The sequence below is a fragment of the Terrabacter sp. Root181 genome, assembly GCF_001428505.1.
Classification (GTDB): domain Bacteria; phylum Actinomycetota; class Actinomycetes; order Actinomycetales; family Dermatophilaceae; genus Terrabacter.
Genome location: NZ_LMHU01000001.1, coordinates 947128 through 969120, shown reverse-complemented (window position 1 = coordinate 969120; position 21993 = coordinate 947128). Strand labels below are relative to the sequence as shown.

Below are 21993 nucleotides of genomic sequence, written 5' to 3'. Positions count from 1 at the left end.
GGTGACCGAGACACCGTCCGAGAGCCCGACGCCGACACCGACCTCGACCGAGGTCGCAGCGGCGCCCACGTCCGACGAGGGGACGACGTGGTGGCCGTGGCTGCTGCTCCTGCTCATCCTGCTCGGCGCGCTCACCTGGTTCCTGATCCGGCGTCGCCAGGCACAGGCTGAGCTCCAGGCCTGGGACGACCGTCTGCTCGCCGCCGAGCGGGAGGCGTCCTGGGTCGAGGACTCTCTCACCACCCAGGTCCTGGAGCGGCCGAGCGCCGCAGAGGCGCTGCCGATCTGGACGGCCGCCCAGCCCCGCCTGCTCGAGATCGACGAGGCCTTCCACGCTCTGGCCACCGAGGCGCCGGACGGGGCACGCGCCGAGCGGGTCACCGACGTTCGCGGTCTCCTGCGTGGCCTGGTGGAGGCTGTCGGGGCCGACCTCGCGACGGCCCCGACGGCCGACCCCGACCAGTTCCGGGCCCGTCGAGCGGTGATCGACTCGGCCCGACGCGACCTGCGCGCCACCCTCGGTCCCGTCGAGAGCCCGGCCGCCGCGGCGGACTCGGACCGGCCGGACGCCGGCGTCTGACGCGCTCCCGCGGCTCGGACGACATCGAGCCGCGGGACCCCCTGGGCGTGGACGTCCCACGTCCGACCCGGTCCCTCGTTACGCTGAAGGTCACGAAACGTGACAAAGCAGACAGGGGTCCTGATGCGCAAGGAGCGAGAGGCGCACGGCACCGGCAGGGTGCGGCGCGGGCACACGCACGATGCCATGGTCTCGGCGGCTCCGGAGTCCGCTGCCGAGCAGACGCCGCCCGTCCCGTCCGGCTTCCCGGTCTTCGCCGTCCGGGAGTGGGCGGCCCGCTACTACGAGCAGGAGCGGCTCGAGCGCGACGCGACGTGGTGGCGCCTCGCCTGGCCGTTCGGTGTGGCGCTCGTGCTCGCGGCCGGAGCCGCCACGGTGGCCTGGCGCTGGCCCGTCCGCGAGTCCGACCTCGCACTCGGCGCGACGGTCGTGCTGGCCGCCGCGGCGGTCGGCGTGACCGTCGGCGGCCTCCTGCGGGTGCGGGCCGTCCGCACCCGACGCGCCGCCGCCACGGCCAGGCCGGCCACCGTCGAGAGCCTCCCGGAGAGCGCCCGAGCGATCGTGCTGGACTCACCGCGCCTGCGCTTCCGCCGACCGACCGACGAGCCGGGCTTCGCCGCGGTCCGTGACGACGTGGCGGCCGCGGCGCCGGTCGGCGAGCTCGCGGCCTCGGTCCTGGTCTGGGCCCTCGTGATGCGCGGCCAGGTCGACGGCACCCTCGAGGACTGGGTGCGTGGCCGCCACCTCTGACCCGCTCCGGCCCGACGCGGCGCCGCCGAGCACGTCCTGACCGGGTCGCCGGTTCTGCCGGGCCGGGCACGATGGCGACCTCGCGGTTCCAGCAGTTGCTCAATGTCTTGTTGACAACATCCCGTTGATGCGGTGCGCTCTGGGGATGCGCGACGATGACTGGGATGGTGCCGCTGCTCTGGACGGTGCTCGCGGGGTCGTAGGAGCCGCTGGTGGCGCCGGTCTGGGTTCTCGACCGTGGCAGACCTCGGGGCAGCCTCCCTCCGACGGGGACCTGGTGCGGTTCGCCGTCTGGGCGGCCCGCCACGAGGCCGGCACCGATGTCGCCGTCGTGACCGCGGGGCTGCAGCTGCTCTCCAGCGCCCGAGCGGAGCTGGACCAGGTCGAGGCCGGCCTGCTCTTCGCGGCGCGGGCGGCCGGGATGACGTGGCCACAGATCGCGGACGCGCTCGGGCTCGCCTCGGCACAGGCCGCACAGCAGCGGTTGAACCGGGTGCTAGGACGCGTCAGCGATGGCGAGTCAGGTTCATGAGGCGTCTCCGGCGGACCTGGTGATCTGGCTGGAGGCGGCCGACGGGCGATGTGGCGCCAAGGCAGCGCAGCTGGGCCGGTTGCTCCGCACGGGTTTCCACGTTCCGGCCGGGTTCGTCGTCGTCGACGCCCTCGGCGACGACAGCTGGGCAGGAGAGCTCGAAGCGGCCTTGCGCCAGCTGGGTCCGGGGCCGTTCGCCGTGCGTTCCTCCGCGATGTGCGAGGACGGACCCGAAGCGTCCTACGCCGGCCAGCTGGACACCACGTTGGGTGTCACGACGCCGAGGGAGGTCGCCGATGCGGTACGCAGCTGCGCGGCATCGGGCAACACGTTGCGGGCCCTCGCCTACGCCGCCCGCCGAGGTCACCCGCGTCACCCGCGTCACCCGACCGCCGAGAGGAGCGATCCCCGTCCCGTTCCGGCATCCGTGCCGGTCATCGTGCAGCTCCTCGTCCCCGCCGACGTCTCCGGAGTGCTGTTCACCCGGCATCCGGTCACCGGGGGCGACGCGGTGATCATCGAAGGCGCCCGCGGCCTTGGTGACCAGGTGGTCGAAGGCAGGGTGAGGCCGCAGCGGTGGGCCGTGAGCGATCACGTCGTCAGCGCCCCAGCTCCCGCGCCAGGCTCGGACGGGGAGATGGTCCTGACCGCGGGGCAGGTGCTGGACATCGCCCGAACCGGACGGCGTGTCGAGGCCGAGCTGGGGGGCCCACAGGACGTCGAGTGGGCCCTGGCCGACGGCGTGCTCTGGGTGCTTCAGGCTCGTCCCATCACCACGACCGGCCTGCTCGGCTCGCCGGCCACCCCCGACGCCAGGACGTCCGGCGCTGCCGTCCGACTGCTGGTGCGGGGCACGGGCTCCAGCCCCGGCAGCGCCGCGGGCCCCGCCCAGGTCATCGACGGCCTGGACGACTTCGACCGCTTCCGCCCCGGCGACGTCCTCGTGTGCCGCGCGACGTCACCGGCCTGGACTCCCCTTCTGGCTCGCGCAGCAGCGGTGGTGACCGAGGTCGGCGGCATCCTGTCGCACACGGCGATCGTGGCCCGGGAGTTCGGCATCCCAGCGGTCACCGGCGTCAGCGACGCGACGACGGCACTGAGCAACGGAGAGCGAGTGATCGTCGACGGCACTGATGGCACCGTCTCCACCGCTGTGCACAGCCCAGGGCGAACGATCACCGAGGAGGACCAGTGACCACCCCCACGCCGGTCGAGGTCAGGGTGCTGCACGCCGTGCGCGTCCTCGGCTACGCCGATACCGAACGCCTCGCCCGTCGCGCCGCCGCCAGCCCGGACGCCGCACTGCAGCACCTGGGCGAGGCTCGGCGTCGTGGATGGGTCGTGCCCTCGTCGTTCGCCGGTGACGAGGGCTGGTCGCTCACCGAGTCCGGCAAGGCCCACGACGAAGACGTCATGGCCACCGAGCTCGACGAGACCGGTGCCCGAGGCGTCGTCGAAAGTGTCTACCGAGACTTCCTACCGCTCAACGAGGTGGTGGCCGGAGCCCTCACCGCTTGGCAGCTGACCGAGATGGGCATCGGCGCCCAACGCACCACCCTGGCGGACACCATCGCGACTCTCGAGACCGCCGCCACGGCCCTGGCCGAGATCGAGAGGCTCCTGACCTCTCATCTCATGCGGTTCTCGGGCTACCACGACAGCTTCCGAACCGCCCTCACCCGAGCCCGCACAGCGCCGGCCTGGATCGTCGGTACCGACCGGGACTCCTGCCACCGCGTCTGGTTCGAGCTTCACGAGGACCTGATCGCGACGCTGGGCCTCACCCGTTAGGACTCAGGGGACACCCACCACTGCATGGACAGTTCACAGCCGTCGTGATCGGAGTCTTCCGCGCCGTGAACCGTGCCTGCGCTGGGATGTCGCCGCCCCACTTCCTCTGGCGGGGCCGCACATCAAGGCGTCTGGGGACTGCGGCATACTTGCCGTGGGATCAGGTTCGGCCGGTACTTACACCCCTGTTGTTCCGATCGAACTTGCGTGGGAAGTTTGCAGGTGAACTCCCCACCCCCCCGGGCCTCTAGCTCAGTCGGTAGAGCATCGGACTTTTAATCCGCCGGTCGTCGGTTCGAGCCCGACGGGGCCCACCACACGTTTGCGCAGGTCGAGAGCGGTTTCCGACGTACTCAGCGGCGATCACTGCACCCGCCGAGGGCTCCGTAAGGGCTCCGGTGCCTCGGAGGGCCCTCTCACGGGCTCAAGGTGTCGGCGTACGGCCCACGCGTCTGTGGGCGATTCTGCCAAGCGATTGACCCCGGTCGCTGGCATGATGAGCGCAAGCGAGACCTCAAGGGTGCGGAAGGAGGAGCCATGTACCCGATCCATCTGGCGTCCAAGCTTTCCGGGGCCAGCGAAGGCCAACTGCGGCACTGGGCCACCACCGGCATTTTGGAGCCAGCCCACGGTCGGCAGCCACGGTACTTGTACTCCTTCCGAGACATCATGGCTTTGCGCACCGTCGCTCGACTGCGCTCGGACGTACCCCTCCAACGGATTCGCAGCGCCTTCAGCACACTGAGCGAGCTGGACCTCACGGAGCACCCGTCGCAGTACGCCCTCTTCTCTGACGGTGAAAGCGTCTTCCTTGTGCAAGGGGACGACATCACGGATCTGGTGAAGCGGAGACGTCAGACGATGCTGACCTCGCTCGCGGACGTCATGCACCCCTTCAAGAACATGAGGGGTGAGCGGGTCGTGGACCTCAGACACCCGCGCGAGAACTTGGAGATCCGTGAGGCGCGTCTCGCCGGATGGCCCACGATCCGGGGCACTCGGGTGCCGTACGACTTGGTGGCCAGCCTCATGGAGGACGTTCCGGCGGAACAGGTCTCGCGTTACTACCCTGGCGTTTCGGCGGAGGCAGCCAAGGATGCCCGTGACTTCCACCTGTCGGTTGAAGCGGTCCCGGCGTGAAGTTCTTCTTTGACGAGAACATGTCCCCCACAGTGGTGGACCCGCTGCGGCCGCTCCTCGGCAGAGAGCACGAGTTGGTGTCCATCTTCGAACACAACGGCGGCAGGCTGGTCAGCGCCGACGACGACGCGCTGATCCAGTCGCTCCAGAGTCAGTTCGACGTCATGGTCACGCAGGACCGCAGCCAACTTCGCAACCACAGAGAGGCGCTTCTCGATAGCGGCCTGCACTGGGTTGGGCTGAACGTTCAACGTCAAGGGGACCTGCACGGGCTCGCGGCTTCAGCCGCCTGCCTCATGGCCGGGCTCCCCCATGCCCTGGACACCATCGGCTCGTGGGCAGGTACCAACGGATGCTGGATTACCCTGCGCGGTCTCCAGCGCGAAGCGAAGCAACGGATCACGGTCCGGAACGCGCCTGAGATGCAGCATCGAGCGAGAGTGACCCGACTTACGTCGTGAAGCGTCCTCGCGCTGGCATACCCACCGGATCGCTTGCACGCGAACACGATTCGTGCGCCGAGGTGCGTCGGGCTAGTAGCGCCAACGGAACTCGCGGTGTTAGCATCGCTCGTACACCGATATGCCGAGACCCCCGAACACGCAAACGCACAGACGCCGACACACTGACACACTGATACACACGTCAGGGTGGTCACTCCCCAGCCGAGCAGTGGCACTCCGTTTCCGATCCATCGGAGCGGGCCGCGCTCGGCTTCTCTGTGTCCGCTGCCTCTCCGATGACTCCATCTGAAGAGGCAAGCCATGAGTTCCACTCCTGCTCAGCCAGATCCACTCCTCGACGTGTGGCAGGTGGCCGACTACCTCGGCTACACCGAGTCCGCCGTGCGACGACTGATCCGCGATGGGATCTTGCCCATCATCAAGATCGGCGGCCAGCCCAAAAGCCGCATCCGCATCCGGCAGTCCGCGTTGGACGCGCTCATCGAGGCATCCACGACCCCAGCCACATCCGGTCGCCTCGCCTGACCCTGCCTGCTTGGGCTGGAGTGGGTTGCTTTCTCCCACAAGGGCACTCGTGCCGCGTCGATTCCGCCGATGGCGTACGTTCGTCGTCGTCGGAGCCAGCGGCCCGATTCGCGGGATGACGTCAGAGGCGCAACCCACCCAAAATTCGCTTCGATACCAAGGAGATTCACATATGAACCTCACCATGAGGTCACTAGTCGGGTACACCCGAGCCGGCACGCCCGTCTTCCCGATCTTTGGCGCCATGCCGCGCGGGTACAACAGCGCTGGCGACGTCGTCAAGAAACTCGCCGACGGCACCGACACCGCCAACCTGTTCACAGAGTTCGACAAGGCTGCGGCCGCACAGAACGCCAAGCGCGATGGGTTCGCCGCCGCACTCTCGTTCCGCACGGTGAACGCCTATGACGATGTCCTGCAGGGCACGTCGGACTTCGTGTTTGAGGACACGACTGAGTACGGCGAGCCGGTCGGCTACCGCGCTCTGCCGACGGCGCTGCCCGTCGCGTACACGTTCAAGTTCCGCGACATCGCGGTGCGCACGACGTGGCGCTTCCTGATCGACGCCACTGCGGAGCAGGTGCGCTCGAACACCAACGGTGTCCTGGAGGCCGACAACCGCCAGGTCTTCGAGGGAATCATGGGTTCGTTCTTCGACCCGGCCCAGCGCGTCTCGCCAGAGGGCAACCCGGTCTACGGCCTCTATAACGCGGACGGCACTGTCCCGCCCGCGGTCGACGGCACGACGTTCCTGGGCACGCACACGCACTACCTCACGAGCGGCGCGGCGAACTTCGACGGCGCAGACCTCAACACCCTGATGGGCCACGTCACCCACCACGGCTACGGCACGAACGGCAGTGGACAGCTGCTCGTGTTCGCGCACCCCGACGACGTGGAGATCATCCGCGGGTTCAAGGTCGCCTCAGGCAGCCCCGCTGACTTCATCCCCTCGGCTGCTGCCCCTGCGTACCTCACCGCAGACACGATCATGGGTCAGGTCGCCCCCGCCACCTACGGCGCGCTGCCGGTCGCTGGCTCGTTCGGTTCGGCCTGGGTCCTGCCGGAGTCGCTCATGCCCAAGGGCTACCTGCTCGCGGTCGCGTCCGGCGGACCGAACAGCCCAGACAACCCAGTGGGATTCCGCGAGCACGTGCGCGCTGACCTCAAGGGTCTGCGGCAGGTCGGTGGCCCCGACAACCGCTACCCGCTCCAGGACTCGTTCTGGGCTCGTGGGTTCGGGACGGGCATCCGCCACCGTGGCGCCGCTGCCGTCATGCAGGTCACGGCGAATGCCTCCTACGCCGCCCCGTCCAAGTACGTCCGGACGTTCTGACAGCCATGACCATGAGCGACAAGGACTCTGAGGTGCTCGCCCGGTCGGTGCTCGACCAGGCGACTACCGCAGCCGAGGACGCCGAACGCCTTTGGCCCCACAACAAGGCCATGTGGAGCGACCTCAAGGTGGAGGCTCGGTTGCTGGACTGCGCGATCGGCCCGGACAGCGACAGTGCGTGGGGTGCACTCGTCCGGCCTGACCAAGTGACGCTCGTCTGGCCGGTGAACGGTGCTGCGGTGCAGGTGCAGCGGGGTGAGGACGTGGCCATGTTTGCCGCGCACTCGTACCCGCTCGCACTGGGGCAGACCTCGACCTGCGATCGGTGCGCCGAGGACAAGCCGCCATACGGGGCACTGCTGTTCGCGCACGGCGCCAAAATCATCGGCCTTGTCTTCTGCCATGGCTGCGCAGAGATGTTCAACCTGGCTTGGCTCGACGACAACCTCAAGCCGGTCTGGGTCTACAACCCGAACAACACACAACCGCAAGGAGTTTGAGAAATGGCCAAGCCAACCAGGCGTAGCCCGGCTGGGTCGACGCTGACCGCTGATGAGTTCCGGGCCGCTCGCGACTGGCCGACCGCGCTGGAGATCGCTGAGGAGTACGGCGTCAACGTGCGTTGGGTGCACGACATGCTCCGTGAGCGTCGGTTCCGCGCCGTGCGGATCAACGTCCTGCGCATCGACCCGGACGACTTTGTCCGCTTCCTCAACGACCTCAACGCCGCGTATCTCGGCGCCAAGAACTGACCAACGCCGGGCGTGACTGCGGGGCAGCCGCCGAGCCAAAGTGACTGCCCCGCCAGGAACCCCCAGAAGGAGGAGGAGATTCCCATGAGTATCAACACTTCGAGACTACCCGACGACCGCGCGATGCCGTTGTCGCGAGTTCCTTTGACCCGAGGTCGAATCCGTTGGCAGCAGTCGGACGCGCCGGTCACCATCGAGGCACAGCTGATCATCCGGGTGTGCTTCTCGGGCAAGGGTGTTCACGTCCAGAGCCGCAGCGCGGTCCTCGCCGACCTCACGGCTTGGTTTGACTCGCTTGACGTGAAGCGTGGGCAGCCGGTCAACCACGCCCAGAACGTCTGCACTGCGCAGATTTGGCTGTCGCGACAGGTCGACGCCGCGAACTCGCCGCTGACCCTCCTGCCGCCCGCCGTGCGCCTCGTGCGTCGCGTCGCCTGAGCAAGCCTGCCTGCCATGAAGAACCCACAGTTCGGTGAGCACATCGCGCTCTGGGCGCAGGCCGTTCGCCTGCGCCCCAGCACCCGCCACCCGTGCGCACATGCGATCCGTGGTGGCCGCCTCGACACCCGAGCCCACCGTGACTACTGCCTGCCAGCGCGACGAACGCTGCTCGCCAACGCCTTCGTGTTCACGGCCACGGAGACCCAGCACCGCATCCTCATCTGCTTCCCGTACGCGCAACGACCTGGCGAGCCAGGTCACGACCTGCACTGCAAGGCAGTCGAGGAGTACGCAGCAGCGGTCGGGGTCCAAGCGTTCATCCCCGGACAAGGCGCGATCCACCGACTGTTCTCGACCGACTCAACCTGCGTCATCTACGGGCCGGTGGGCGTTGTCATGGACTTCCCAGACCAGTTCGTGCCGTCGTGGAGCCCCACGAAGACTCGGAGCATCTGGTGAACGGCGCCACGTACCACTACCCAGACAGCCAAGGACACCTGCGGCTGCGCAAGATTCGGTTCCAGCGGACCCCACCACCCACCGATGACATCCCCTTCCCCGCCGAGCAGAAGTCCTTCTACATGCAGGCGCGAAAGGGCGAGGGCATGGCGTGGGTTCAGCCCAAAACGCTCAAACGCAAGTACCCAGCCGCGCGCGCCTACTTCGACAGCCTTCTGTACCGGCTGCCCGACCTGCTTGCGGCGGTTGAGGGTTCCGAGCACGGCACCCTCTACATCACCGAGGGCGAGAAGGACGCCGACTCCATCGCCGCGCTCGGCCTGCCTGGGGTGGTGGCCGTGTCGCACTGGCAGGGCGGAGCCAGGCAGGGCTCGGGCGGGCCGACCTCCCGACAGGCGCGACGCCTCCGCCCATGGCGGGGAGGTGTCGTCGTGTGTGCCGACGCGGACGACGCCGGTGCCGTTACCGCGTTCCGGTGGTACGGGCTACTCACACGATTCGGCATCCCGAGCGAGCGAATCACGGTCGTCCGCGCTGCTGGGCCGATGCCGCTCGACAGGGGTCGTGACGTCACCGACCACCTCAAGGACGGCTACACGCTCGATGACCTGGTGCCGATGGACCTGCACAAACTCGAGAAGTTTGCTCTGCGAGTCATGGCCAGCAACCCCCACCCAGACGGGTCAGGCAGTCCGATATGAGCCGGCAACGGAACGAGAGACCAAGCATGCCAAGCAACGCGCCCAGGGCGGCCGGCGACAACGTCATCCCGCTGCATGGAGACGGCGTGCTCCGAGCCAGCGACTTCACGATGCGCGCCGCCCGGCACCTTTGGTACCCATACCTCCCGCTGGGGAAGATCACTGTGTTCGACGGTGATCCCGGCAAGGGCAAGTCCCAGATCACCGTCGACCTTGCGGCGCGCGTCATCATGGGGCTGCCACTGCCCGACATGCGTGTTCATGTCAGTGTCTCGCGCCCGGCTTCCCGGAAACGGGTTTCGCCTTGTGGTGTCGTGATGGTCTGCGCGGAGGACGACTGGGGAGACACGATCCTCCCGCGGCTTGTCGGGGCGCTTCAGGAGTACGGATGCAAGGACATCCCAGCTGCGCTGGATCGTGTTGCCGTCGTTGGGATGCAACGCTCCGACGACGGCCAAGTCCGAGCCCTGGAGTTTCCAAAGGACACGACGAAGGTGCGGCAGGCCGTCAAGGCTGTCGACGCCGTACTGGTGGTCGTGGACCCGATCATGGCGTTCTTCGGGGAGGACACAAACACCAGCAGCGACGCGAGCGTGCGCAAGGCGCTCGGCCCCTTCAAGGAACTCGCCGCCAAGACCGGCGCGGCGTTCGTACTGATCCGCCACCTCAACAAGTCGGTCGACCTGAAGGCTGAGTACCGGGGTGGCGGCTCACACGGCGGCTTCATCGGGCTTGCCCGGTCGGCGTGGATGGTCGGCGAGCATCCAGAGGAGCCAGGCACGTACGTCTTCGTCCACTCCAAGGCCAACATCACCGTGCGGGGCCGGTCAGTGCGATACGTGATCGTGCCGCGAGAGGTCACTGATGCTGGCGGCAAGTCCATCGATACCTCAGGCATCGAGTGGGGTGAGCCGGTGGACATGGACGCCGACACGCTCCTCCGGGGCCACGACTCCCGGCGCGACGCCCCAGAACGGGACGAGTGTTGGGAGAACATGAAGGCGCTTCTGGCGGAGCGCGACCCGCGACCGGCGCGTGAGGTGCAGCGTCTCTTGCAGGAGGCCGGGCACACCCTCGACACCATCAAGCGGACCAAGCGCCACTATGGCGTTCGTTCGGTGCAGCGCCGCGAGGGCGCGGCGATCTGCGGCTGGGAATGGACCGTCGCGCCGCCCGATGCTGTGCAGGGTGGTGAATCGGGTTGAGGTCGCATGAGAAGGAGCACCAGCCTCTAGCCACTTCTTGCTCCGACCAGCGGAAACGTGGCACGGAAGGGCTAGGGGTGGGGCAAGGCTCTCTTACGGGGAATCAACCTCCTCTAGCGACTCCTTGGTCGGTCAAGGGGTGGCTAGAGAAGGCCGGTTACCCCACCCACCCCCTTGGTCCACCCCTTGCCGGGGCCGATCTTCTTGCAGGTATGGAGGACTCGCGCGATGACCTACGGAAGTGAAGACCTATCGAAGTGTGCTCAGGGAGGCTAGGCGCAGCACGGGGAGGCGTGAAAGGCCGCCGATTCCCCTCCCCGGCCCACGATTTCGGATGACGTGAAACACACTGAAGGACAAGGAGATTGCAATGGACAAGCCCAAGTGCAAAGCCCACAAGAAGGACGGAACTCCATGCGGCCGTTGGCCGGTCAGAGGCTCCACCGTCTGCCCGAAGCATGGTGGCTCCGCGCCCCAGGTGCGGAGGAAGGCAGCGGAGCGGCTCGCTGCGGCGGCAGACGTGCTCATGGCGCAGCTGCTTGGCATCGCCGCCAGCGCGGAGAGCGAGGCCGTCCGGTTGTCCGCGATCAAGGACGCCCTCGACCGCGCAGGCTTCGCCCCGGCCCAGATGGTCAAGTTTGGGCTCGCGCAAGACGATCCGTTTGGCGATCTGCTCAAGGAGATCCTGAGCGACCCCGACCTGATCATCGAGGACACCCCGCGGCGCGCCCTCCCCACCCCGGACCGGGGGTGGGGTGACGAGTGGCTGCCTGAGCGCGACACCATCCCCGGCGAGGTCATCCGCGAGCCGGCAGCCACAGCCCCGCCCGCCCAGCCGGCAAGCGCACCTGCGAGCCCGCCCCGAGGCAAGCGGATCGGGGCCGTTGTGAAGGTGCCCACCCACATCCGCTCGGGGCTACGCCTCGACCCCGACCCCGGACGGGCGACGTTCGCCCCGTAGGCCCACGCCTCGCACGCCCCGGCTGTGGCGTAACGGTGCGTAATGGCCGGGCCAGTACCGGGCGAGGGTCGAGCCCGTCGGCAGCGTTAGGCGGGCGCGTAGCACGCCGTGTGCTCGAATGGCGGGCGAACCGTCTCACGAAGTGAGACGGCAGGCGTACCGTTCGGGGCGTAAGGCCAAGCCGGTCGGTTACGCCCGACCGAGAACAAGGAAGGAACCAAGATGAGCAAGGCTCAAGCGGGCACCCGGCCCGTCACCCGAGCACTCGCCTACTGCCGCGTGTCGACAGCCGAGCAAGTGCGCACCGGGCTCGGGCTCGACGCCCAACGCGACACGGTCACGGCGGAGGCGACCCGGCGCGGTTGGACCGTGGATGTGATCACCGATGAGGGCGCGTCCGGCAAGCAGGTCAACCCAGGTCTGCGCGACGCGCTCGACCAACTCGCGACCGGGCGCGCAGACGCCCTGATCGTCGCCAAGATGGACCGGCTTGCCCGGTCGGTGCTCCACGCGAGCGACGTCATGGAGCGCGCCCGGCTCCAAGGCTGGGACCTCGTGGTCTGCGACCTCGCCCTCGACCTGTCGACTCCGTACGGCAAGGCGATGGCGAACATGCTGGCGACGTTCGCTGAGTTGGAGCGAGAGATGATCGCGACTCGCACCCGCGAAGGGCTCGCCGCCGCGAAGGCCAAGGGCAAGCAGATCGGTCGGCCCCGGCTCGCGACGGCTGGCGTCGTGGACCGCATCTGTCGCGAGCGGGAGGGCGGAGCCTCGTTCGGGGCCATCGCTCGCGGGCTCACCGACGACGGCATCCTCAGCCCGCAGGGTCGGCCCGGTTGGCAGTCGTCCACCGTCCGCCGCGTATTCGACCGAGCCGGAAGGACGGTCGCCTGATGGCTCGCATCGTCAAGGTCGAGACAAGCACCACCAGCCCACGCCCGTATGAGGTGCGGTGGAGTTGGTACGACACGGCTGGTAAGCGTCACTTCAAGAAGGCGCGCTATCGCACCGAGCGCGAGGCCAAGGCCAAGAAGCGCGAGGTCGAGGACGCCATCACCTCAGCCAATCTCCCCGACTACGCGGGCGGCAAGCAGTCGCTCGCCTTCTGGGGTGAGCGTTGGTTGGCCGAGCGCGAGACACTCACCAAGCCGTCCACTGCTCGCGGCTACCGGGCGATCTGGAGCGCGAGTGTCCGCCCGGCGTTCGGTGACCGGCGTATCGGCTCAATCACGGCGGGCGACGTGCAGGACTGGATCACGAGCTTGTTGCGGGACAACAAGGCTCCGGCCACGATCAAGCACCACGGGTGGGTCTTGGGACAGGTGTTCGCCTACGCGGTGCGCGCCCGAGCGATCACCTACAACCCGGCACGCGACGTCCGGCTTCCAACCAACCGGAGCACCGGTCGGCTCGACTACACGCCAAAGTTCATGACCGCCGAGGAGATCGACCGCCTCGCCCGCTGCCTCAGCGACACCTACCCCGAGGCACCGTGGGGCGCGCTCGTCCGCTTCATGGCCTGGACCGGCCTGCGTACCGGCGAGGTCGCCGGGCTCAACGTCGGTGACGTGAACCTTGAATCCTCCACACCCTCCATCACGGTCACCCGCACCCGTGCCTTCCGGGGTGGGGTGTGGTCTGAGCACACGCCGAAGTCGGGCAAGGCTCGCACCGTGCCGCTGCTGCCAAGCGCGCTCAGGGCGGTGCACGACGTGCTCGCGATGCACCCCGACCGCGACAACCCCGACGCGCCGCTCTGGCCCGGCACCCGCCCCGGCGCGAGCACCGGCCCGCGAACGTCCGGCAGGTTCGCCGCCGCCACGGGCAGCGGGCGTCTCGATTGGAGCCACCCATGGGAGGCGGGCACTTTCCTGAAGCGACGATTCCGCCCGGCCACGCTTGCGCTCGGCATCGGCTCGCCCCGGCTGCACGATCTGCGGCACACGTTCGCCTCCCTCGCCGCCAGCCAGGGCATCCCCTCGGCCCAAGTTGCGGCGTGGCTCGGGCACGCCGACGACATCATCACGCGCCAGATCTACACGCACCTGTTCGCTGAGGACTCCTCCCGCCACGCCGAGCGTCTCGCCGCGCTCGACCGCGCCACGTCCAGCGCGACCGCGCCGACCCGACGCAACCATCTGCGCGCGGTCCAGTAGCCGTCTGAGCGATCCCTCGCGGTGCGCTCGCTGATCGCGGCACGAGCGGACGATCAGGTGTTGACCGATAGGCGCAGTTGCTCCAAGCCCGAGTAGCCCAGCACCGTCAACAACACGACGCTGCCAACCGGGGGATAGTCGTCAAGCCCCGAGGTCGCGGACCGGCCCATCATCGGGGTATCGACATGCCCAAAGGTCTCCTGGTCCGGAAGAAACACACCCAGCCCGAACGGGTGCAGGCACACGACGACCCCGCGATGTTCAGTCCCGTCCGACAGCCGTGTCTCACGCTTGGGCGGGTGTGAGTGAAAGCACCGCACCTCATTTGCCACGTTCAGCAGCGTAGACGACAGCGGATTCACAACGTCCGCACATCGGCAGATCCGGACGTTTACGCCGCCCCGACGGCAAGTTTCCCGCACTACCGAGAGCACCTTCAAGGGGCTCCGTACGGGCTCCGGTAGGGCTCCGCCGAGGTCGGCCCCGATGCGTCGGGGTGCGCCACAGCCGATTTGCTGATTGTCAATCGTCGCAGGACGATTCGCGCGTCTCCGCTGGTCGCCGGGCCATGTAGACTAGTGTTCAAGGGCTCCGTGACATCGGACTTTTAATCCGCCGGTCGTCGGTTCGAGCCCGACGGGGCCCACCACACGTTTACGCAGGTCAGGCACTGTCAGCCCCGTTGGCCTGGCGCGCGACCTGCAGCACTCCGGGGGTGCTGGGGCGTCGCCTGCATCTGCATCCGCATCGGCGTCGGCGAGGGGCTCCCCGTCGTCCTTGAGAAGGTCACCGCCTGACCGGTCCGCCGCCGCGAGACACACCTACGCACGTGCGGGCCGGTTGCACACCGCGCACCGGGTGCGGCTGACCCGGACGTGTGTCGATCGGCGCAGGCGAGCGCATGCCGGCCGCCCCCCGGGCGCACGCCGTCAGGGCAGGGACGCGCCGCCGCACATGACGATGGTCTGACCCGTCACCATCGCGCCGGTCGGTTCGACCAGGAAGCGGGTCAGCGCCGCGACCTCCGACGGCTCGACGAGCCGGCCGAGTGGCGGCACGACCGGTGGCACCGACGCACGGTTGGGGTCGTCGAGCATCGCCGTGCGGGTCGGTCCCGGAGCGACGACGTTGACGGTGATCCCGCGCGGTGCGAGCTCCGCGGCCCACGAACGGGCCATCGCGGTGAGCGCGGCCTTTGTGGCGGCGTACTGGCTCTTGCCGGGCACCCCCGTCATGGTGCGACTGCCGACGAGGACGACACGACCGCCGTCGACGAGCGACCCGACGAGGCCGCCCACGACGAGCTCCGCGCCGCGCACGTGCACGGCCCACATCCGCTCGCCCTGCTCGGGGAGCAGCTCGCCGACGCCGGCCGCGGTCCCACGCACCACACGGACGGCCTCGTCGGCCGAGATCACGTCGGCCAGGTCGCACGGCACCCACGTGGCGGCGTCCGACAGCGCGCCGCGGGAGCGGCTGAGCCCGAGGACGTGCCACCCGGCACCGACGAGGTCGTGGGCGATGGCGAGACCGATGCCCGAGCTGGCCCCCGTGACGACCGCGCTGCGTGTCGCGCGCTCGGCATGTGGGGTGGGGGCCGGCCCGGGCCGCGTCGCCGCACTCACCGGGATGGGCTCCGGCGCAGGCGGTCGACGACGTCGGCGGGAAGGTGCACGTGCTTGATGGCGCGGCGGTGGTAGGTGTAGGCGACGTGCAGGTCGCCGTCCGGGCCGGGCAGCACCGAGGGGTAGGACAGCTCGCGGTTGAGACCGTCGCGCGAGTTGTTGGACATGCAGTAGCCGTCGCCGGTCTCGAGGTCGACCTGGACCGGCCACGACCGGCCCTCGTCAGGGCTGAGGCCGAGGGTCATCGGCGCCCGTGGCGCTCCCCAGAACGCCGTGCGGCGCCCCGCGGCCTCCGCCTCCTCCGGCGACGGCTCGGCGACGACGGGACCGTCCAGGCCGTCCACGACACCCTCGTCGTCGATCTCGTCGTAGAGCGAGACCCTGCGTTCCGTGGCGTCCAGCGCCGAGCTGCGGTTGAAGACGAGCGCGACCTCTCCCCCACCGGTCGCCACGGCCTGGATCGAGGAGTTGTTGTTGGGCAGCGCGGTCGGGGTGGGGTCGGCCCACGTCAGGCCGTCGTCGGTCGAGGTCGTCTCCCAGACGTGGTCGGCCCACCGGCTGCGGAAACACGCCCAGAGCGAGGAGTCCTCGCGGACGATGACGTTCATGTGCACGCAGCCGAGCGATCCCGGCACCTGCGCCTCGGTCCACGTGTCGCCGCCGTCGTCGCTCCACCACACGCTCGACGTGTCCTCGTTGCCGACCCACTTCTCGCCGGGCACCGTCACGCAGTTGAAGACGGGCAGCAGGATGCGGCCGCTCGCGGTCACGACGGGCGGCTGGCGCACGAAGACGCCGCCGGCGTCCGTGGCGGGCAGCAGCACCGTCGGCGCCGCCCACGTCTGCCCGCCGTCGCGGGACACCCGGCGCCGCACCTCGGACGTGTCCTGGTTGCCGGCGAGCTGGGCCGTGTAGAGCAGCCAGACGGCACCGTCGGGCGCCGTGAAGAGGACCGGGTTCTGCTCCGACCTGGTCGGGTCGTCGCTGAGCGGCACGGGGTCGAGCCACGTGTCCGCGCCGGACGGCATACGCGAGAGGTAGGCGGTGATGTCGCTGACACCCTCCTGGGTGCCACCGAACCACACGCATGCGAGGTCGCCGTTCGGCAGCCACGCGAGGTTGGCCGCGTGGCACTGCACCGTCGGGGTGGGGAGGTATGCCGTGTGGCCGCCTCCGTCGCGCGGGCGCAGGGCGCCGTCGGTCGGGAGCCCCACGGCGGATGCCCCGGCGACGCTCACGACTCGCCCCGCGCCGCCTTGAGGTGGGCCGTCGCGGCCTGCTCGAGGTGGATGAGGTCGGACGAGACGGTCGCGAGCGTGAAGCCCTGGGCGAGGCGCTTGGCCGCGACCTCCCCACTGGGAGTGTGGAACCCGGCCGCGATGCCGGCCGCCTCGGCAGCGGCCAGGATCCGCTCGACGGCGGACTCGAAGGCCTCGTCGACGGCGGTGTCGGACGACGTCGCGCCGCCGACGGCGATGCGCAGGTCGGACGGACCGATGTAGAGCCCGTCGATGCCGGGCGTCGCCGCGATGGCCTCGACGTTCTCGAGCCCCTGGGGCGTCTCGATCATCGCGAGGACGACCGTCGCGTCGTTGGAGTCGGCCGGGTTGGGGCCGATGCGCAGCTGCGACCTCATGGGCCCGTAGGAGCGGATGCCGAGCGGCGGGTACTTCGCGAACGACACCGCGGCGGCCGCGTCCTCGGCGGTGTTGACGAGCGGCACGATGATGCCGGCCGCACCCGAGTCGAGGGCCTGCCCGATGAGGAACGGGTCGTTGGCGCCGACCCGGACCATGCCGACCGACTCGCCACCGGCGTCGACGGCCGTCATGCCCGCAAGGATGCCCTTGTAGTCGAGCAGGCCGTGCTGGGCGTCGAAGCAGACGTAGTCGTAGCCGAGCCGGGCGAGCCGTTCCGTCGACACGGGAGAGTCGATGATGACCCAGTAGCCGAGGATCGTCTCGCGGGCCCGGAGCCGCCGCGCGTAGTCGAGCACGCGCTCGCGGCTGCGCTCCATCGCCGTGCTCATCGGTTGTACCCCGGCATCGACCCGGCGATCGCCAGGCCTGCCTCGTCGCACGCGGCGACGACGTCGTCGTGGAGCGGACCGGCTTGTGCAGCAGTGATGTTGGCCTCCAGCTGGTGTGGTTTGGATCCCCCGAGCAGCACCGACGAGACGACCGGCTTGCTCAGCAGCCAACGCAGCGACAGCTCGGGGAGGGTGACTCCGGCCTCGGACGCGATGGCGCCCAGGGCCTCGATGACCGCGAACGTCTCGGCGTTCCAGTAGCGGTCCCTGTACATGGTGGCGAGCGCCGACGAGCCGAAGCGTCCCTCGCCGGGCGTCTCCGTGAAGGAGTGGCGTCCGGTGAGCAGGCCGCCGCCGAGCGGGTTGTAGACGATGGTCGCGAGGCCCTTCGTCGTGGCGAACTCGGAGTACTCCGCCTCGATGCGGCGTGCGACGAGGTTGTAGAGCTGCTGCGCGAGGATCGGCCTCGGCGTACCGAGCGCGTCGCACGCCGCGAAGACGTCGCCGATCTGCCATGCCGAGAAGTTCGAGACGCCGATGGCGCGGACCGTGCCCTCCTTGACGAACTCGCCCAGGGCGGAGACGGTCTCGTCGATCGGGACGGACCGGTCGGGCTGGTGCAGGTAGTAGACGTCGACGTGGTCGGTGCGCAGCCGGCGGAGGCTCGCCTCGAGCGACGAGCGGAGTCCCGCGGCCGAGAGCAGCGGGGCGCCCCCGGCGTCACCCGGGTGGATGCCGGCCTTGGTCGCGATCGTCGCGGCGTCGCGCCGGCCGACGAGGATCTCGGCCAGCATCTCTTCGCTGCGCCCGGCGGCATACCCGTTGGCGGTGTCGATCGAGGTGATGCCCGCGTCGAGCGCGGTGTCGACCATGCTGCGGGCCGTGTCGAGGTCGACCGTGTCGCCGAAGGTCATGGTCCCGAGCACGAGCCGCGAGAGCGGTCGGTCGAGGCCGGGCAGGTCGAGCGTGGGCAGGGCAGCAGTGGTCATGAGGCCTTCTCGGTCTCGGCCGTGCGGGAGGCGGCGATGTGGCGGATGAGGTGTCGCGGCTTGATGCCGGTCATGAGGCCGGGCTCGAGCGCCGAGCGGCGCAGGCGCTGGGTGTACTCCGCCTGCGGGCGCGAGAGGAGGTCGTCGGTGCGGCCGCTCTCGACGATCCGGCCCGCGCGCATGACGACCGTGTCCTGCGCGATGGCGCGGACCACGCCGAGGTTGTGCGAGATGAAGAGGTAGGTCAGCCCGGTCTCGGCCTGGATGTCGGCGAGCAGCTCGAGCACCTGCGCCTGGACGGAGACGTCGAGCGCACTGGTCGCCTCGTCGCAGACGAGCAGCTCCGGGTCGGAGGCGAGCGCCCGGGCGATGCCGATGCGCTGACGCTGTCCGCCGGAGAACTCCGGCGGCTTGCGGTCGAGGGCGGTGCGCGGCAGCCCGACCCGGTCGATGAGCTCGGCGGCCCGGTCGCGCTGGACCTTGCGCGACTTCTCCCCGCGGACCCGGACCGGCTCGGCAACGATCTCCTGGGCGGTCAGGTGCGGGTCGAGCGAGCCGTACGGGTCCTGGAAGACCATCTGCACCCGGTGGCGCATCGGGCGCAGCTGCTTCTCGGTGAGCTGGACGAGGTCGGTGCCGTCGAGGTCGATGACACCGGACGTCGGCGTCAGCAGGCGAACGAGCGCCTTGGCGATCGTCGACTTGCCGCAGCCCGACTCCCCCACGATTGCCAGGGTGCCGCCGCGCGGCACGCTGAAGGACACGTCGTCGACGGCCCGGAAGGCGTCCTTGCCGCTGCCGTACTCGACGACGAGGTTGCTGACGGTGAGCAGGTCCTCAGCCATGGCTGGCCTCCTTGACGAGCGGCGGCGTGACGCCCGGGTCCTCCCAGGGGCCCAGCTCGGGGATCGCACCGAGCAGCTTCTGGGTGTAGGGGTGCTGGGGGTGGTCGACGACGTCGGTCACCGGGCCGCCCTCGACGAAGGCGCCCGACTTCATGACGTGGACGCGGTCGCTCATGAGGCGCGCCACGCCGAGGTCGTGCGTGATGAGCAGCAGCGCGATCCCGGTCTGCTCCTGCAGCTCGAGGAGCAGGTCGAGGATGCCGGCCTGCACCGTGACGTCGAGTGCGCTCGTCGGCTCGTCGGCGACGATGAGGTCGGCGTCGGTCGAGACCGCCATCGCGATGAGCACGCGCTGGAGCATCCCGCCCGAGAGCTGGTGCGGGTAGGCGTCGAACTGCTTCGCGGGGTTGCGGATGTGCACCTGCTCCATGAGCGACAGGGCCCGCGCCTTCGCCTCGGCCTTGCCGAGGTCGGGGTACTTGATGCGCACGGCCTCGGTCATCTGCCGGCCGATGGTGCGGATGGGGTTGAGGGCCGTCATCGGGTCCTGCGGGATGAGCGCGACGGCTCGTCCGCGGAGCTTGTCGATGACCTTGCGGCTCCCGGTGACGTCCTGGCCGCCGATGCGGGCCTCGCCGGAGATGACCGCGAGGTCGTCGGGCAGCAGGCGCAGGATGGCCATCGCCGTCGTCGACTTGCCCGAGCCGGACTCGCCGATGATCGTCACCGTCTCGCCCTCGTCGATGTGGAAGCTGACGCCGTCGACGGCGCGCACGACGCTGGTGCCGGTGAGCAGCTCGACCTGCAGGTCCGTGACCTCGAGGACTCTCATGTCTGGTCTCCCTTCGCGCGTCGCACCCGGTCGCGTAGGCCGTCTCCGACGAGGTTGACGCCGACGACGAGCAGCGCGATGGCCAGGCCCGGCACGGTGACGAGCCAGGGCTTGCCCGTGACGAAGAGCTCGCGCCCGTCGGAGATGATGCCGCCCCACGTCGGGTAGGGCCGCTGGACGCCGGCTCCGAGGAACGACAGCGCGCTCTCGAGCAGCACGGCCTGGGCCAGCAGCAGGAGCACGACGACGAGCACCTGCTGGAGGATGTTGGGGACGACGTGCCGGCTGAGGATCGAGAACTTCGGCAGTCCGAGCACGCGCGCCGCCGCGACGTACGGCTTCTCCCGCTCGACGAGCACGAGCGCGCGGGTGATGCGCGCCGGCTCGGGCCACTGGGCGAAGGCGATGACGAGCGTGATGACGGGGATCGACGGGCCGAAGAGGGCCACGACGAGCAGCAGCATGAGCAGCAGCGGGAGGGCCATCTGCGCCTCGAGCAGCCGGGAGATGATCGTGTCGACCCAGCCGCCGAAGTAGCCGGCGGCGGCACCCGCGACGATGCCGAAGAGGCCCGAGACGAAGATCGCGAGGAAGCCGATGACGAGGGACGTCTGGCCGCCGTGGAGGATGCGCGAGAGCAGGTCGCGTCCGTTGGGGTCGGTGCCGAGCAGGTGCCCCGCGCTGAACGGGGGCAGCGACGACTCGGACAGGGCGCCGACGATCGGGTCGGGCAGCGGGAGGACTCCCGCCAGCACGACCGGGATGACGACGACACCGGCGCAGATCGCACCGACCCAGATCTTGACGGTGCTGTAGCGGGCCCGTCGCGCGGCGGCCGAGCGGCGCAGCAGCACCTTCGTCACGGCCGACTCGCGACCGAGGATGGAGCCGGGCACCTCGGCGAGGTTCGGGACCTGCGGGTGGCCGGGCAGGTTCGTCGAGGTGGTCATGAGCTGGCCTCTCCGAGTCGGACCCGCGGGTCCATGAGCGGGTAGAGCAGGTCGACGAGCAGCTGGACGACGAGCGCCAGCACCACGGTGACGAGGACGGTCGCCTGGATGAGCGGGAAGTCGCGCTGCTTGAGCGCGTTGACGACGAGCTCACCGACGCCGGGCCAGTTGAAGACGACCTCGACGATGACGACGCCGTTGAGCATGGCCGCGAAGCGGGTGCCCAGCGCCGTGACGACCGGCAGCGCGGCGTTGGAGAAGGCGTAGCGCCAGGTCAGCGCACGCTCCGACACCCCGCGCGACCGTGCGACCGTCAGGTAGGGCGACGCGAGGTTGACGACCATCTCGCGGCGCACGAGCCGCGAGATGAGCGCGATCTGCAGGATCGCGATCGTCACGGTGGGCAGGATGATCGAGGCCGCAGAGTCGAAGCCCGAGGGCGCGAACCAGTGAAGGTTGACCGCGAAGAGGATGAGCAGCACGAAGCCGATCCAGAAGTCGGGCATCGACTGACCGGCGATGGTGCCGATGTTGGCTCCCAGCTCCGGAGCCGTGTTGCTGCGGCGCGCCATCCACACGCCCAGCGGGATCGCGACGGCCGAGGTGACGATGATCGCCGCGACCGCGAGGGTGATCGTGTAGGGCAGGCGTTCCAGGACGACGTCGAGCGCGGGGCGCTTGAAGAAGAACGACGTGCCGACGTCGCCCTGGAACAGGTGCTGCAGGAACGTCCAGAACTGCACGGGGACCGGCTGGTCGAGCCCGAACTGCTGGCGGATCGCCTCGAGCTGCTCCGAGCTCGGGTTCGGCGGCGCGTAGTTGGCGGCGGGGTCCCCCGGGGCCATGCGGAGCAGGACGAACACGGTCGCGACGGCGAGGAAGGCCGTCAGGATCGTCTGGCCGACCCGTTTGAGGACGTACTTGAGCATG

General features: G+C 69.4%; 27 protein-coding genes and 1 tRNA gene. 19 read left to right on the top strand and 9 right to left on the bottom strand.

The features are described from left to right. Position 1 precedes the first annotated feature (1 nt). The 19 genes from ASD90_RS04500 (at position 2) to ASD90_RS04415 (ending at position 13793) form a co-directional block, all read left to right on the top strand. Positions 2–580: a hypothetical protein gene (locus tag ASD90_RS04500; protein ID WP_157610691.1), complete on the top strand. Its 579-nt coding sequence runs from the start codon at positions 2–4 to the stop codon at positions 578–580. A gap of 99 nt (positions 581–679) precedes the next feature. Then, complete coding sequence (locus ASD90_RS04495; protein ID WP_157622984.1) at positions 680–1330, top strand: hypothetical protein; 651 nt, start codon at positions 680–682, stop codon at positions 1328–1330. A gap of 277 nt (positions 1331–1607) precedes the next feature. After that, positions 1608–1862: a hypothetical protein gene (locus ASD90_RS04490; protein ID WP_235506383.1), complete on the top strand. Its 255-nt coding sequence runs from the start codon at positions 1608–1610 to the stop codon at positions 1860–1862. Between the two features lie 19 nt (positions 1863–1881). Further along, positions 1882–3057, top strand: coding sequence for a PEP/pyruvate-binding domain-containing protein (locus tag ASD90_RS04485; RefSeq protein ID WP_235506382.1), 1176 nt, complete (start codon positions 1882–1884; stop codon positions 3055–3057). Next, positions 3054–3653, top strand: a complete 600-nt coding sequence (locus ASD90_RS04480; protein WP_056752147.1) for a hypothetical protein — start codon at positions 3054–3056, stop codon at positions 3651–3653. The genes ASD90_RS04485 and ASD90_RS04480 overlap by 4 nt, the downstream gene beginning before the upstream one ends. A 241-nt stretch (positions 3654–3894) precedes the next feature. Beyond that, positions 3895–3970: transfer RNA gene (locus tag ASD90_RS04475), tRNA-Lys, on the top strand. A gap of 220 nt (positions 3971–4190) precedes the next feature. After that, positions 4191–4793 (top strand): DUF433 domain-containing protein, encoded by a 603-nt coding sequence (locus tag ASD90_RS04470; protein ID WP_056752145.1) that lies wholly within the window; start codon positions 4191–4193, stop codon positions 4791–4793. Beyond that, positions 4790–5254 (top strand): hypothetical protein, encoded by a 465-nt coding sequence (locus tag ASD90_RS04465; protein WP_056752142.1) that lies wholly within the window; start codon positions 4790–4792, stop codon positions 5252–5254. The genes ASD90_RS04470 and ASD90_RS04465 overlap by 4 nt, the downstream gene beginning before the upstream one ends. 303 nt (positions 5255–5557) lie before the next feature. After that, positions 5558–5782 (top strand): helix-turn-helix domain-containing protein, encoded by a 225-nt coding sequence (locus ASD90_RS22830; RefSeq protein ID WP_082588475.1) that lies wholly within the window; start codon positions 5558–5560, stop codon positions 5780–5782. Positions 5783–5966: 184 nt separating this feature from the next. Further along, positions 5967–7118: a hypothetical protein gene (locus ASD90_RS04460; RefSeq protein WP_157622982.1), complete on the top strand. Its 1152-nt coding sequence runs from the start codon at positions 5967–5969 to the stop codon at positions 7116–7118. 11 nt (positions 7119–7129) lie between these two features. Beyond that, positions 7130–7618 (top strand): hypothetical protein, encoded by a 489-nt coding sequence (locus ASD90_RS04455; RefSeq protein ID WP_157622980.1) that lies wholly within the window; start codon positions 7130–7132, stop codon positions 7616–7618. A gap of 3 nt (positions 7619–7621) precedes the next feature. Further along, the gene (locus ASD90_RS04450) at positions 7622–7870 is read left to right on the top strand and encodes a helix-turn-helix domain-containing protein (protein WP_056752134.1); all 249 of its coding nucleotides are present in this window, start codon (positions 7622–7624) and stop codon (positions 7868–7870) included. Between the two features lie 12 nt (positions 7871–7882). After that, positions 7883–8308, top strand: coding sequence for a hypothetical protein (locus tag ASD90_RS04445; RefSeq protein ID WP_162260169.1), 426 nt, complete (start codon positions 7883–7885; stop codon positions 8306–8308). A 15-nt stretch (positions 8309–8323) separates the two neighbouring features. Further along, a complete protein-coding gene (locus tag ASD90_RS04440) occupies positions 8324–8770 on the top strand; it encodes a hypothetical protein (RefSeq protein WP_056752128.1) in 447 nt (148 codons plus the stop codon). Further along, positions 8767–9471, top strand: a complete 705-nt coding sequence (locus ASD90_RS04435; RefSeq protein WP_056752125.1) for a toprim domain-containing protein — start codon at positions 8767–8769, stop codon at positions 9469–9471. Before ASD90_RS04440 ends, ASD90_RS04435 begins: the two co-directional genes overlap by 4 nt. Before the next feature lie 26 nt (positions 9472–9497). Next, positions 9498–10676: an AAA family ATPase gene (locus ASD90_RS04430; RefSeq protein ID WP_056752123.1), complete on the top strand. Its 1179-nt coding sequence runs from the start codon at positions 9498–9500 to the stop codon at positions 10674–10676. A 370-nt stretch (positions 10677–11046) separates the two neighbouring features. After that, entirely contained in the window at positions 11047–11637 is a 591-nt protein-coding gene (locus ASD90_RS04425; RefSeq protein ID WP_157622978.1) for a hypothetical protein, read from the top strand. Between the two features lie 222 nt (positions 11638–11859). After that, the gene (locus ASD90_RS04420) at positions 11860–12531 is read left to right on the top strand and encodes a recombinase family protein (protein WP_056752117.1); all 672 of its coding nucleotides are present in this window, start codon (positions 11860–11862) and stop codon (positions 12529–12531) included. After that, positions 12531–13793: a site-specific integrase gene (locus ASD90_RS04415; protein WP_056752115.1), complete on the top strand. Its 1263-nt coding sequence runs from the start codon at positions 12531–12533 to the stop codon at positions 13791–13793. The genes ASD90_RS04420 and ASD90_RS04415 overlap by 1 nt, the downstream gene beginning before the upstream one ends. Positions 13794–13846: 53 nt before the next feature. On the opposite strand, the gene ASD90_RS04410 is transcribed toward ASD90_RS04415, so the two are convergent. The 9 genes from ASD90_RS04410 to ASD90_RS04365 form a co-directional block, all read right to left on the bottom strand. Further along, a complete protein-coding gene (locus tag ASD90_RS04410; protein WP_157622976.1) occupies positions 13847–14125 on the bottom strand; it encodes a hypothetical protein in 279 nt (92 codons plus the stop codon). A gap of 597 nt (positions 14126–14722) precedes the next feature. Next, positions 14723–15418, bottom strand: coding sequence for an SDR family NAD(P)-dependent oxidoreductase (locus ASD90_RS04400; RefSeq protein ID WP_056752109.1), 696 nt, complete (start codon positions 15416–15418; stop codon positions 14723–14725). Beyond that, complete coding sequence (locus ASD90_RS04395) at positions 15415–16656, bottom strand: exo-alpha-sialidase (protein WP_056752106.1); 1242 nt, start codon at positions 16654–16656, stop codon at positions 15415–15417. The genes ASD90_RS04400 and ASD90_RS04395 overlap by 4 nt, the downstream gene beginning before the upstream one ends. Continuing rightward, positions 16653–17447: an HpcH/HpaI aldolase/citrate lyase family protein gene (locus ASD90_RS04390; RefSeq protein WP_235506381.1), complete on the bottom strand. Its 795-nt coding sequence runs from the start codon at positions 17445–17447 to the stop codon at positions 16653–16655. The genes ASD90_RS04395 and ASD90_RS04390 overlap by 4 nt, the downstream gene beginning before the upstream one ends. After that, positions 17444–18436 carry an aldo/keto reductase gene (locus tag ASD90_RS04385; RefSeq protein ID WP_056752102.1) on the bottom strand — a complete coding sequence of 331 codons (993 nt, stop codon included), beginning with the start codon at positions 18434–18436 and terminating at the stop codon, positions 17444–17446. Before ASD90_RS04385 ends, ASD90_RS04390 begins: the two co-directional genes overlap by 4 nt. Then, positions 18433–19281, bottom strand: a complete 849-nt coding sequence (locus ASD90_RS04380) for an ATP-binding cassette domain-containing protein (protein WP_082588473.1) — start codon at positions 19279–19281, stop codon at positions 18433–18435. The genes ASD90_RS04385 and ASD90_RS04380 overlap by 4 nt, the downstream gene beginning before the upstream one ends. Then, positions 19274–20113 carry an ABC transporter ATP-binding protein gene (locus ASD90_RS04375; RefSeq protein ID WP_056752099.1) on the bottom strand — a complete coding sequence of 280 codons (840 nt, stop codon included), beginning with the start codon at positions 20111–20113 and terminating at the stop codon, positions 19274–19276. Before ASD90_RS04375 ends, ASD90_RS04380 begins: the two co-directional genes overlap by 8 nt. Then, the gene (locus ASD90_RS04370) at positions 20110–21063 is read right to left on the bottom strand and encodes an ABC transporter permease (RefSeq protein WP_056752096.1); all 954 of its coding nucleotides are present in this window, start codon (positions 21061–21063) and stop codon (positions 20110–20112) included. The genes ASD90_RS04375 and ASD90_RS04370 overlap by 4 nt, the downstream gene beginning before the upstream one ends. Further along, positions 21060–21992 carry an ABC transporter permease gene (locus ASD90_RS04365; protein ID WP_056752094.1) on the bottom strand — a complete coding sequence of 311 codons (933 nt, stop codon included), beginning with the start codon at positions 21990–21992 and terminating at the stop codon, positions 21060–21062. Before ASD90_RS04365 ends, ASD90_RS04370 begins: the two co-directional genes overlap by 4 nt. Position 21993: the final 1 nt, after the last annotated feature.